Source organism: Tenacibaculum sp. Bg11-29 (genome assembly GCF_002836595.1).
GTDB lineage: Bacteria > Bacteroidota > Bacteroidia > Flavobacteriales > Flavobacteriaceae > Polaribacter.
In genome coordinates this window covers 1,772,134-1,784,141 of record NZ_PJBB01000003.1, presented here as the reverse complement: position 1 = coordinate 1,784,141, position 12,008 = coordinate 1,772,134, and the positions used below count along the sequence as shown (strand labels likewise).

The following is a 12,008-nucleotide window of genomic DNA, read 5'->3' as shown; positions in this document are numbered from 1 at the left end:
ATAAATTTTTAAAATAGTTAAACATTAATTTTTCTTAAAAGCAATTGTAGTTTTGCTTTATAAATAATATAATAATAAAATGAATAGTATAGAAAGTTTACAATGGCGTTATGCTGTTAAAAAATTCGACGAAAATAAATCACTCTCAGAAATACAAATAAATACACTAAAAGAAGCTTTTAATTTAACTGCCACTTCTTACGGATTGCAACCTGTTAAAATGTTAGTAATTAAGAATAAAGAAATTCAACAAAAATTAGTTGAACATTCTTGGAATCAACCACAAGTACTACAAGCTTCACACGTATTAGTTTTATGTATTCCTAAAGAGTATACCATAAAAGATATAGATACTTATTTTTCATTAGTAAAAACTACTAGAAATACTCCTGATGAAATTTTAAATCCTTTTAAAGAAATGCTGATTTCTTCTATTGGTAACAAATCACAAGAGGAATTAAAAGTTTGGAATAAAAACCAAGCATATATAGCTTTAGGTAATTTAATGACAGTTGCCGCAAATGAACAAATAGATTCGTGCCCTATGGAAGGTTTTGTTCCTGAAAAATATGATGAAATTTTAGAATTAGATCAGCATAACTTAACGTCTGTTTTAGTATTACCTGTTGGTTTTAGAGCTGAAGATGATTATATGAAAGATTTAATAAAAGTTCGTAAAAAAACGGAAGAAGTTATTATTGAATTTTAGTGCTCTTTGTCAGTTTGAGTAGAGTAGAAAGATACCAACTCCCCTCAAACTGACATTTATTAAACTTATTACATTTAATTTATAATTACAAATTAGTACATTCGTAATTCATAATTAAACTGTATGCAACCACTACATATATTACTCCTTATTCTTGCCTATTTTGGTGTATTAATTCTTATTTCTTACATCACTGGTAAATCAGCAAACAACAACACTTTTTTTAAAGCAGATAATTCTTCTCCTTGGTATTTAGTTGCCTTTGGTATGATTGGCGCTTCATTATCTGGAGTTACTTTTATTTCGGTGCCTGGTTGGGTAGAAGGGCAACAGATGAGTTACATGCAAATGGTATTAGGCTATGTTGTTGGTTACGCCGTTATTGGTTTAGTTCTACTTCCTCTTTACTACCGATTAAACCTTACTTCTATTTATACCTATTTAGAAGATCGTTTTGGAAGATATTCGTATAAAACAGGCGCCTCTTTCTTTTTACTCTCAAGAACTGTTGGTGCAGCTTTTCGTTTATTTTTAGTAGCCAATGTATTACAGTTAATTCTGTTTGATGCATACGGAATTCCATTTTGGGTAACTGTAACGATAACTATTTTGTTAATTTGGTTATATACTTTTAAAGGAGGAATAAAAACAATTGTTTGGACAGATACCTTGCAAACCTTATTTATGTTGATTGCCGTAGGCGTTTGTATAGTCACTATTAAAGACGCAATGCAAATTGATAGTTTATTCTCATATATTTCAGAAAACAAATTATCTAAAATGTTCTTTTTTGAAGACCCTAAAGCTGGAAATTATTTCTGGAACAGATTCTTTTCTGGAGCATTTATAGCCATTGTAATGACAGGTTTAGACCAAGATATGATGCAAAAAAACTTAACTTGTCGTAATATAAAAGACGCCCAAAAGAATATTTTTTGGTTTACCATCGTTTTAGTGATCGTAAATTTTTTCTTTTTAGCTTTGGGAATATTATTAACTGATTATGCTGCTACAAATGGAATTGAAGCTCATAAAGATCAATTATTTCCGATGATTGCTATGAGTGGTGATTTAGGATTAGTTGCTTCATTATTCTTTTTACTTGGATTAATTGCGGCTGCATACTCAAGTGCAGACAGTGCTTTAACCTCTTTAACAACTTCGTTTAGTATTGATATTTTAGAAATTGACAAAAAAGAAGATAATCTAGAAAAAGAGAAAATTCGTAAAAAAATACATATCTTATTTTCATTTGTATTAATCGCTACTATTTTAATTTTTAAATATTTTATTGCAGATGCTAGTGTAATTGCTAAGATATTTCAATTTGCTGGGTACACATATGGTCCTTTACTAGGTTTATATGCCTTCGGCTTATTTACAAAATTAAAAGTAAAAGATAATTTAGTTCCTATAATTTGTATAGTCTCTCCTATTCTTACTTATTTAATAAGTCTTTTTAGTAAAGCGCAATTAAATTTCGATTTCGGCTTCTTTGTCTTAGTTCTTAACGGACTTATTACTTTCTTAGGATTATTAGCTATAAAACAACAAAAGGATGCCTAAAAAAGGGAAAGCAAAAAACACTGCCAATAAAGCGAAGCATACTCGTTTAATGAAGCAAAAAGAAAACAAGGTAAAACTTGAAAAACAGCAAAATAAAGAGCGTTTAAAAGCACTTGTTAAAAAAATAAATGAACAAAAAGAAAATGACAGCACAAAGTATAATTAATAAATTCGATTTAATAGAACATCCTGAAGGTGGTTTTTATAAAGAAACTTATAGAAGTGAAGGAATTATAGAAAACAAAAATTTAGTATCTAATTTTATAGGAGACAGAAATTATAGCACCTGTATATACTTTTTATTGACATCTGAAAAATTCTCGGCTTTTCATAAAATAAATCAAGATGAAATTTGGCATTTCTATAAAGGAACAACCTTAAAGTTACACATGATTTCCCCTAAAGGAGATTATTCGTTTATATTTATCGGAAACAATTTAAAAAACAACGAGGAACCACAATTTACAGTACCAGCGGGCTATTGGTTTGCTGCTGAAATTTTACAGGATAATTCTTATGCTTTTACAGGTTGCACTGTAGCTCCTGGTTTTGATTTCAAGGATTTTATTTTACCAAAAAGAGAAGAATTAACAACACTTTTCCCTCAACATATAGGTATTATTACGAAACTTACGCATCATTAAGTTCTTGTAAATTTATTTTTCTATTAATGTTTTGTTTTACTAATGTTGAATATTTAGTATCTATAAAAAATCAGAAATTAATCAAAAACATACAAAAATGGAATATTTTGATAAAATAAAGTGGAGTGTCATTTGGAATATTATTAAAGAAATTGTGCTACCTCACACAGGTACCTTAATTTTTAACACCTTTATCTTTTTATTTCTCGGCTTTTTTATATCACTTTTTTACATTGTCGTTCTACATAAAAAGAAGATTTTAAAAAGAAAACCAAAATATTATAATTGGGGAGTAAAGCTGTATATTCCAATGCTTATTATTGCGTTTCTATTTCTTTTTGGGCATATTGGTTTTATTACTGGTATATACAAGATTCTGAATGAAGAAAATAAAACTATCACATCTAGCATTTATAATAATATTCTTAAACTATCTTTTGAATCTGAAAAAAGTAAAAATGATTTTATTGTTAAATTACAGCAATCAGCAATAGAGGCTAAAGATGATTCCAATGCTCTGGTAGAATCTTTAAAAATAACAACAACAGCATATAACACAGGATATTCTGTTATCGATGATAATAAAAACAAAATAGCTGCCTTTCTAATTGATAAATATGGAAATGATATTTATAAAATAGCTGTCTACGGAATGCTTAATGTTGCTGGATCAAAAACGCATGTTACTATTAACAAGTCATTATCATATGAGGAATTTAGCACAGGAATGGATTTCTTATTAAATGTAGGATATAAAGACATTGAACAAGGAATAAAAGATAAATTAATAAAATGGTTTGATTATTTACTATACGATCAATATAAATCTTTGGTTTTGTTTCAGTTAATTTTATTACTCATTATTATCTGTCTGCCATTAATCGAATTCTTTATTTATAAAAAATGGGTAGCACCAAAATATTCTAACCAACGTATCGAAAAGGAATTACTACAACAGTAAGTATTTCTCAATAAAAGGTCTAAAATAGAAGGTAGACGAATTCTTAAATAAAGAAAGATTAACTCTTATCTTTAAATTTTAAAATATCAAACAGGTTGCCTTAATTTAATTTTTACCTGTAACAAGATTTGATAACAAGATATTCCGTAAAATGACTACAAAATTTCAAATGAAAAATAAACTTCTCTTAGTACTAACAATTAGTTATTTATTAATTTCTTGTAATAATACTACTGAAAAAACAATTGATAAAACCAGTAATGCATTACCAAACGGAAAACGTTTAATTGTAGAGAAGACAAATAAAGAAACCAAATCTATAGGTATTTTTAGTAAACATAATTACGGAACCTCACATCATTTTATTTATAAAGTATCAATAAAACCAGGAGATATTAATTGGAACGGAGGAACAGCAGAACCTAAACAGCTTGTTTTTAAGAATGATACAACCTACATACGTTACCTTAAAAAAAAGCGCATAAATATAAAGTATATTGACTCATTAGATGGTACTGTTAAGTATAAACATAAGTCAGAGATACACGTTTTTTTTCAAAAACATATAGATAATCGTTATTTTTTCAACCTTTTAGGTGATGATTATTGGGTAGATATTTCGTTAAATAATTACGAAGCTGTAAAAAAACTGGGTAATGAATACATTATACCTAATGACAATGAATATTCTTTAGATTCTGTTATCAAGTAATAAACCTATTAAATAATCTAAATTATTTCTGTGTAATATATGTTGCTATTTTTTAATACTTTTATAAAAAAATAGCGCCTAAAAGATGATTCAAATTAAAGAAATTTTTAGATTAAGATATTACTACATCATTACTATACTTTTATTTACAGCTTGTAGTCAAGCAAAAAAAACAACACCTAAAACTAATTTTTGCTCGAATATTCATCGAGATGAAAGCATTACTCTTTCTAAAGAACTAAAGGAATTTGAAAAGCTTATGCAAACAAAAACTGGTGTGTACGTTCTAGAAGATGGTAGTGGTTCAATGGTAGCTAGAGCTTGGTTAACTGAATATGCTGAAAAAACTATAGATATTCAATACTTTATTTTCTCAACAGATAATGTAGGACTTATTGCTTGTGATTACTTAATAAAAGCTGCTGATCGTGGAGTTAAAGTAAGAATTATTGTTGATGACATTATGGTTGATTCTGACATTCAAGACATTTTAACCTTTAATTCTCATAAGAATATTACTGTAAAAGTATATAATCCAGGTGTTAATTTAGGAAAGAATATTTTTGACAAGGTTCATAAATTTGCAACAGATTTTAGATCTGCAAATCAACGTATGCATAATAAAACATTTGTAGTTGACGGTAAGGTTGTAATTACAGGTGGTCGTAATATTGCTGATGAATATTTTGATTATGATCATGAATACAATTTTAGAGATCGTGATATTTTATTAATAGGTAAAGAGTCAGAAAAAGTTAACAAATCATTTGAACAGTTCTGGAACAGTCCGTTAAGTAAGAAGATTACTAGTATAATAAGTGACAAACCTGAAAATGTTTTATTAGAAAATAGGTTTGATAACTTACATGAGTATGCATGTAATCCCGCTAATTTTTGGCCACAAATAAGATCAAGAATAAAAAATCTACCTGCTACGTTTGCAACCATTAAGAACTCAGGGAAATTAACATGGTTAGATGATGTAAAATTTATTTCTGACAATCCTGGTAAAAATGATGGAAAGCATGGTTTAGAAGGTGGTGGTGTTTCAACCACAGCTTTAATTGATTTAGTTAAAAAAGCTAAATCATCTATAGATATACAAACACCCTATTTAATTACCACTAAATTAGCCCAAAATCTATTTAAAGAAGCTGTAGACAGAGGTGTTAAAATTAGAATACTTACCAATAGTTTGGCTTCAACAGATAATTTAGAAGCTTTTAGTAGTTATCAAACAGATAGAAAAAAACTACTAAAAACAGGTATTAGAATATTTGAATTTCGCCCAGATGCAGCAGAAAGAACAAAAATAATGACAGGTGAGTTACAAGAAAAACTAGATCACAAACCTACATTTGGTCTTCATGCAAAGTCTATGATTATCGATAAACAAATAACTGTTATTGGTACATTTAATCTTGATCCTAGGAGCGCTAATTTAAATACTGAATGTATTGCTATTGTTAATTCTAGTAAAGTCTCTAAAGGTGTACTAAAAGGCATGGAAATAGAGTTTAAACCTGAAAACTCATGGGAAACAACTTTAAATTTTAATCCAGACGCTGAAGTGGATAATTATAAACGTTTAAAAACCTGGACAAGAAAGATAATTCCAAAAGAAATATTATAACATACAAAAGGCCTCTATTATTAGCTATAATACAACATTCATAAAAAGAATAAATCCATTAAATCACTACTGAGAAACCTATACATATTAATTAATCTAAAGTTAGAGCACAAAAAAACCGAACGGATGTCGTTCGGTTTCTTTATTTTATAATTTAGATAATTATTAAATTCCGTAGAAAGATTTCATATTATCTTCAATATTTGAAGCTTTTTTAACAGCCTCATACATTTGATATGTTTTATTTTTTCTTTCGTTTACTAAACGTTTTCTAAAGCTATCATAATTAGGTAAAGCAGTTGGTAATTCTTTTGATGATACTTCAAAAGCAAATACTCCTTTATCTCCTACAACATTTTTTACTACAGCTTTCTCTTTCGAATTTAACATTGCTCCGATTACTTTCGGCTCATTACCAACACCAGATAATAAAGGTGAGTTTAAATTAACTGCTGTCGCATTTCTTACTGTTTGACTTACTGATTTTGCTATTTCAGCTAAAGTAGCTCCGCTAATTTTAGCTTCAATCATTTTAGCTTTCTTTTCGTTCACTAAAATAGGTCGAACTCCTGCAACTGCTTTTTCAACTGGCATTAAACCTTTTTCAGTTTTACCTGTTAAAACAGCTACAACATATCCTCCTTCAACATCAAAACGCTTAGAAGCTCCTTTGTTTATCTCTTTACCAAAAGACCAAGTAATAATCTCTCTTTCTTTACCAATACCTGGTACTGTTTCATCTAACGACTTTAAACCTATTGCAGGTTGAGAGGTTAATTTTTCATCTTTTACTATTGCATCAAAACTTTTACCTTTTGCTAATGCTAAAGCAAATGTTTCAGCATTTTGAAAAACAGTATTCTCTGTTGCTTCTGAAGCTTCAACCTTACGACCAAATGTTACTAATTTCACAACTGGTTGAAAATTATTTTGGTCCTCAATTTTAATAACATGAAATCCGAATTGAGTTTTAACAACTCCTAAATCCCCTTTTTTACCTTGAAATACAAAATCTCTAAATGAAGGCACCATTCTGTTATAACCAAACCAGTCGTAAAAACCTTCTTTCTCTACAGATCCTTTGTCTGAAGAAAATTCTTTTACTAAAGCTACAAATTTAGAATTATCAGCTTTTATAACAGTTAACAAACTATCTGCTGTAACTTTTGCTTCAGCTTCTGTTTTAGTTGGTTCATCTCCACTAGGACTTGCTCCTATAAAAGATATTAAAATATGACGTGCTTGGGCTGAATCAGGTAACTGACTAACCTCGGTAATTTTAGATAATTTAAATTGATCAGCATCCTTATAAGGTCCAAAAACATCACCTTCTTTACCACTAAATATTTCTTCAGCAATTACCTGTGGTACTTGCGATTTAAATTTAATGTTTTCATCTAAAGCGACATCAGAATCATTTTCTGCTAAAAACTCAGCGTAATCCGTTGCATTCTTTAATCCTTTTACCGATACATTACCAGAAGTAACAGCATCTTCAATTAATTTTGCAACTTCAGCTTTAATTGCCATTTCATCTTCAGTAGTTGCCTTAATATCAAACTTGACAAAATTAATGTCTCTTGATGCTTCTACTTGAAAATCTTGTTTGTGACTGTTAATGTAATTTTTAACATCACTATTTTTTATTACAACAGCGCTATCTGCTATTGATGTGTATGGTACATATACAAATTTAGCATTCACTTTTGTGTTCTCATTTAAATACTGTGCTTCACCTTCTTTTAAAGAAGCTCCTAAACCAGACGCTACTAAATTATCATAGGTAGTTTTTTCTATATTATTCTTTAATGAATTCATATAGTTTTGCCAAGCCTTCCATTCTTCTCCATTTACCTCTTTAATAGTAGCTAAATGTGCTTTAAGCTTATTTTTATCGAAAAGACCAGAAGATTGAAATCTTGCATCACCTTGTAAAGATGGAGATTCATATAACGCATTCATAATATCTGCATCACCTACAGTGATACCAGATTCTTCTAATTGTGTTTTATAAATTCTCTGCCTAATTAAATTGTTCCAAACAGTTTTTGCTGCTTGCATTTCAGAAACACTACTACCTGTTTGTGCTTTATAGGCATCTAAAGCTTCAGCAAATTCTTGACGAGAGATTGTTTCTCCGTTTACTTCACCAATTTCATTTACTTTACTTGCACTAAAAAAATCTGATATTGTAGAAGGGTCTAATACAAAAGCAAAAAGTGCTAAACCAATTACAAGAATTAAGAACATTGAGCGTTCTCTAATCTTCGATAAAATTGCCATACGTTATTTTATTTTATTAACAGTGTGCGAAAATACAATTTCACATTAAATAATGCAATATTTTTCAAGGCTGATTTTAAGGTAATTCACTTTATTTTAGAATAAAACACGTTTTATTCTTCTTTAGAAACGACTTTAAAGTGAAGATCATCTATTTTTGTTGCACTTACTTTTAAAATTTTAATTTGAAATTTATCAATCATTAAAACTTCATCTTGTGCAGGAATTGTCTCGGTATGATTAATAATAAAACCTCCTAAAGTTTCGTAAGCGTCTTCTTTTGGTATATTCAAATCATACTCCTCGTTTAAGTAATCTACTTCTAATCGTGCAGAGAAGTTAAACTCTTGATCATTTATTTTTTCTTCTAACAATTCTTGGTTATCATGTTCATCTTCAATTTCACCAAACAATTCTTCAACAATATCCTCAACAGTAACAATACCAGAAGTACCACCATACTCATCAACAACTAAAGCAATACTTTTTCTTTTTTTTATTAAACTGTTTAAAACATCGTTTATAATCATCGATTCAGGAACGAACTCTACAGGTAGTAATATTGATTTAATTGTTCTTGGTTTTTTAAATAATTCAAAAGAATTTACATATCCTAAAATATCGTCTAAAGAATTTTTATATACTAATATTTTAGACAACCCTGTTCCTATAAACTTCTCTTTAAGGCTACTTACAGACTCATGTAAATCGATCGCTACAACTTCTGTACGAGGCACCATAATTTCTCTCGCTTTTACTTTGTGAAACTCTAAAGCATTTTGAAAAATTTGAATTTCAGAATCTATTGTATCTTCCTCATTACCACCATCTAATTGTTGCAAAATATAATTCCCTAATTCTTCTTTACTGAATTCTGTTTTAGCTTCGTCTTCTTGTATTCTAAAAAACAGAAATAGAAAAAAGTTTGAAATTTTAGTGATAACCCATGTTATTCCATAAAATAACAGATAAAAAATATATGCAGGAACAACAAAAATTTTAAGTGTTTCATTTGCATAAATTCTAAATATTGTTTTTGGTAAAAACTCAGCAGTTACTAATATTATAAGTGTTGATAGTATTGTTTGTGTTAACAAACTTAAATCATCTAATAGGTAATTTACTACTGTAATATTTGTTGGCAATATTGTTTGAAATGAATTCATTAATAATTGCCCCATAAAATAACTGTATACTACCAAAGCAACATTATTACCAACTAACATTGTGGTAATAAATTTAGATGACTTTTCGGTAAGTATCGCTAAAATTTTAGGTAAAAATCCTTCTCTTTTTTTCTCTAACTCAATATGAAGTTTATTTGCTGAAACAAAAGCAATTTCCATACCTGAGAAGAAGGCTGAAAATAATATAGAAACAAAAATTATGATAATTTCAGATTGCATTAACGTTGCTGATTTCTTTTTTCTATTTTTCTTCTAAAGTGTCGTTTAAAAAAGAATATTAAACTAATAAAGATAGCAAATCCAAACATAATAAATGCTTCTTGCCTATCAGAATTCCATCTAAGAATTCCTTCAATAAAAAAAATAATCCCAATCACAAGGTATCCGTATTGTAAATATTTCCAAAATGTATTCATTATAATCCGTCTGCTTTAGTTTCTATATCTCCTGTTATATCTTTAGCAATCCATTTTTTTAAATTCTCTTTTGATTCAAAACCAAAACCATTAATAACACCATTAGGTGTTGTTAATCGAAAACCATCTTCAGTAAAAAAATAATGTTCTTTCTGATCCCAAAATAATTGGTTGGTTTCTAATTTTGTTTTTTCGCTGTGATTAAAGATAACCACATTCCCTCTAATCTCAGAAACTTTAGTTTTAGGATATGCTAATGCATAATTACCACTAACTGTAGTAGAATCTTTTCCTGTTTTATCTATTGAGACAATCTTAATTCCTTTTGGAAATTCATTATATGGATGTTCATTACGATTAGAAAAATCGTAAAAAATAGGCGCTTTTGTTTTTGACACTATCCTACCTGAGTCTTTTTTAATGTGATAAATATTTTTAGCTGTTCCTAAAGGTAAATTTTTATCTGCTAGGAAATCTCGCACTTCTTTTTTAGAATTAGTACAAGAAAAAAGCATTGCCACCATAAAGATGGTAGCAATGCTATTATATATATTTATTGAAAATTGTTTCATTCGATATTTTTAAGGAATACGAACAGTTTCTCCTATCCAACATCCAATTTTATGAGATGCTCCTGAAGAAACACCTTTTTGAAAAATTAATTTTTTCGATGGCATATTCTTTCTATAACTAGAAATATATCTTCCTGCTCCACAACCTGGATCTACTTTTTTAGCTTTTAAAGCTTTATTTAAAGCTGCTACGTATACCATTCTTTTTTCAAATTCATCACTACCACAAGAGTTTGCACTCTTTTGATATAAACTAGCTATAAATAAATATGCTTTACCCATGTTAGGGTTATATCTTAATGCTTCATAAGCTAAAGCTCTTGCTCTACTTCCTCTAGCATTTTGAGCTTCTCTTAATTTATACTTTGCCTTTTTAAATGGATCTGTTTCTAAATTAAATGCTTTTTTCTTCATTTCTGCAGCACCTCTTTTATCTCCATTTTTAACTAATACTCCAGCTAAGAAGTTATAAGCATCGGCTGATTGAGTTGCTTCAGCATAAGAATTTGCTAATTTTTCAAATAAAGGATCTGTTTGACAACCTTTATTATACATTCTAGATACTGCTCTTTTTAACCAAACACCATCCGTTTTATTCGCTTCAAAATCTCTAGTGTAAATTGGTATTAACCTTTCACATGTTGCTAATTTAGAAATCATCGCATCCAAACCTCCTTCAACCTGACCTAATGCAGAAGAATTAATCGTATATCCTTTTAATCTTTTGGCTTCTTTTAATCCTATTGTACCTAAAGAATCTTTCTCCTGTAATAAAGTTATTTTTTTACTGTAACCATCTAATTTTACTTGTACAGACTCCATTACATCATCATAAGTATCAAATACTTTTTGTGGATTGGTATCTTTATTTTCTTCTGTAACTGATTTAAAGTATCTAAAAATATTTTTTACTCCCATATCTTTAGGAGAAATATCATAAGCCTTCTTTAAAATAACAAAAATTTCAGCATCAGTAGCTAATTTATTTTTAACTAAATAAGTTGCGTAATCACTATGTGCTTTTGCAGCCCCTTTTGCTGGAAAATTTATTAGTCTAGTTTCATATATTTTTTTTGCTAAAACAGGATCTTTTAACTTACCAGCTACTTTTGCTCCAATTTTATAGATATTAACTGACAACTTAGGACAATTCTGAAGTAAGTACTCTAAATTTACTTTAGCTTCTTCAGATTTACCTGTGTTGGCATCTCCTTTAAAAAGATTATATTTTATATTACATTCTTGACTTGCTTGTGCATTTGCCCCCACGACAGCTACAAACAAAAATAGTCCTGTTAATATGTAAGTAATTTTCTTCATTTTGT

The 12,008-nt window shown here is 28.8% G+C and carries 12 protein-coding genes; 7 read left to right on the top strand and 5 right to left on the bottom strand.

Annotated features, from left to right (window positions below; genetic code table 11):
* Nucleotides 1–79: 79 nt before the first annotated feature.
* The 7 genes from CXF68_RS08060 (at nucleotide 80) to CXF68_RS08035 (ending at nucleotide 6,225) form a co-directional block, all read left to right on the top strand.
* On the top strand, nucleotides 80–709 hold the full coding sequence (locus CXF68_RS08060; protein ID WP_101043871.1) for an NAD(P)H-dependent oxidoreductase: 630 nt from the start codon (nucleotides 80–82) through the stop codon (nucleotides 707–709).
* A gap of 123 nt (nucleotides 710–832) precedes the next feature.
* Nucleotides 833–2,275, top strand: a complete 1,443-nt coding sequence (locus tag CXF68_RS08055; protein WP_101043870.1) for a sodium:solute symporter — start codon at nucleotides 833–835, stop codon at nucleotides 2,273–2,275.
* Nucleotides 2,268–2,441, top strand: a complete 174-nt coding sequence (locus tag CXF68_RS20820; protein ID WP_198553771.1) for a hypothetical protein — start codon at nucleotides 2,268–2,270, stop codon at nucleotides 2,439–2,441. The genes CXF68_RS08055 and CXF68_RS20820 overlap by 8 nt, the downstream gene beginning before the upstream one ends.
* Entirely contained in the window at nucleotides 2,404–2,919 is a 516-nt protein-coding gene (locus CXF68_RS08050; RefSeq protein ID WP_232771626.1) for a cupin domain-containing protein, read from the top strand. The genes CXF68_RS20820 and CXF68_RS08050 overlap by 38 nt, the downstream gene beginning before the upstream one ends.
* Before the next feature lie 97 nt (nucleotides 2,920–3,016).
* The gene (locus CXF68_RS08045) at nucleotides 3,017–3,880 is read left to right on the top strand and encodes a hypothetical protein (RefSeq protein ID WP_101043868.1); all 864 of its coding nucleotides are present in this window, start codon (nucleotides 3,017–3,019) and stop codon (nucleotides 3,878–3,880) included.
* A gap of 169 nt (nucleotides 3,881–4,049) precedes the next feature.
* Nucleotides 4,050–4,592: a hypothetical protein gene (locus tag CXF68_RS08040; protein WP_198553770.1), complete on the top strand. Its 543-nt coding sequence runs from the start codon at nucleotides 4,050–4,052 to the stop codon at nucleotides 4,590–4,592.
* An 85-nt stretch (nucleotides 4,593–4,677) separates the two neighbouring features.
* The gene (locus CXF68_RS08035; RefSeq protein WP_101043866.1) at nucleotides 4,678–6,225 is read left to right on the top strand and encodes a phospholipase D family protein; all 1,548 of its coding nucleotides are present in this window, start codon (nucleotides 4,678–4,680) and stop codon (nucleotides 6,223–6,225) included.
* A 165-nt stretch (nucleotides 6,226–6,390) separates the two neighbouring features.
* On the opposite strand, the gene CXF68_RS08030 is transcribed toward CXF68_RS08035, so the two are convergent.
* From CXF68_RS08030 to CXF68_RS08010, 5 genes are all read right to left on the bottom strand, one after another.
* A complete protein-coding gene (locus tag CXF68_RS08030) occupies nucleotides 6,391–8,508 on the bottom strand; it encodes a peptidylprolyl isomerase (RefSeq protein WP_101043865.1) in 2,118 nt (705 codons plus the stop codon).
* 113 nt (nucleotides 8,509–8,621) lie between these two features.
* The gene (locus tag CXF68_RS08025; RefSeq protein ID WP_101043864.1) at nucleotides 8,622–9,914 is read right to left on the bottom strand and encodes a hemolysin family protein; all 1,293 of its coding nucleotides are present in this window, start codon (nucleotides 9,912–9,914) and stop codon (nucleotides 8,622–8,624) included.
* Nucleotides 9,914–10,111: a hypothetical protein gene (locus CXF68_RS08020; RefSeq protein WP_101043863.1), complete on the bottom strand. Its 198-nt coding sequence runs from the start codon at nucleotides 10,109–10,111 to the stop codon at nucleotides 9,914–9,916. Before CXF68_RS08020 ends, CXF68_RS08025 begins: the two co-directional genes overlap by 1 nt.
* A complete protein-coding gene (gene lptC / locus CXF68_RS08015) occupies nucleotides 10,111–10,683 on the bottom strand; it encodes an LPS export ABC transporter periplasmic protein LptC (RefSeq protein WP_232771625.1) in 573 nt (190 codons plus the stop codon). Before lptC ends, CXF68_RS08020 begins: the two co-directional genes overlap by 1 nt.
* Before the next feature lie 9 nt (nucleotides 10,684–10,692).
* On the bottom strand, nucleotides 10,693–12,003 hold the full coding sequence (locus CXF68_RS08010) for a hypothetical protein (RefSeq protein WP_101043862.1): 1,311 nt from the start codon (nucleotides 12,001–12,003) through the stop codon (nucleotides 10,693–10,695).
* Nucleotides 12,004–12,008 lie beyond the last annotated feature (5 nt).

Excerpts from the sequence above, each read along its gene's own strand:
- CXF68_RS08060 (WP_101043871.1), top strand. The coding sequence starts at position 80 with ATGAATAGTATAGAAAGTTTACAATGGCGTTATGCTGTTAAAAAATTC.
- CXF68_RS08055 (WP_101043870.1), top strand. The coding sequence starts at position 833 with ATGCAACCACTACATATATTACTCCTTATTCTTGCCTATTTTGGTGTA.
- CXF68_RS20820 (WP_198553771.1), top strand. The coding sequence starts at position 2,268 with ATGCCTAAAAAAGGGAAAGCAAAAAACACTGCCAATAAAGCGAAGCAT.
- CXF68_RS08050 (WP_232771626.1), top strand. The coding sequence starts at position 2,404 with ATGAACAAAAAGAAAATGACAGCACAAAGTATAATTAATAAATTCGAT.
- CXF68_RS08045 (WP_101043868.1), top strand. The coding sequence starts at position 3,017 with ATGGAATATTTTGATAAAATAAAGTGGAGTGTCATTTGGAATATTATT.
- CXF68_RS08040 (WP_198553770.1), top strand. The coding sequence starts at position 4,050 with ATGAAAAATAAACTTCTCTTAGTACTAACAATTAGTTATTTATTAATT.
- CXF68_RS08035 (WP_101043866.1), top strand. The coding sequence starts at position 4,678 with ATGATTCAAATTAAAGAAATTTTTAGATTAAGATATTACTACATCATT.
- CXF68_RS08030 (WP_101043865.1), bottom strand. The coding sequence starts at position 8,508 with ATGGCAATTTTATCGAAGATTAGAGAACGCTCAATGTTCTTAATTCTT.
- CXF68_RS08025 (WP_101043864.1), bottom strand. The coding sequence starts at position 9,914 with ATGCAATCTGAAATTATCATAATTTTTGTTTCTATATTATTTTCAGCC.
- CXF68_RS08020 (WP_101043863.1), bottom strand. The coding sequence starts at position 10,111 with ATGAATACATTTTGGAAATATTTACAATACGGATACCTTGTGATTGGG.
- lptC (WP_232771625.1), bottom strand. The coding sequence starts at position 10,683 with ATGAAACAATTTTCAATAAATATATATAATAGCATTGCTACCATCTTT.
- CXF68_RS08010 (WP_101043862.1), bottom strand. The coding sequence starts at position 12,003 with ATGAAGAAAATTACTTACATATTAACAGGACTATTTTTGTTTGTAGCT.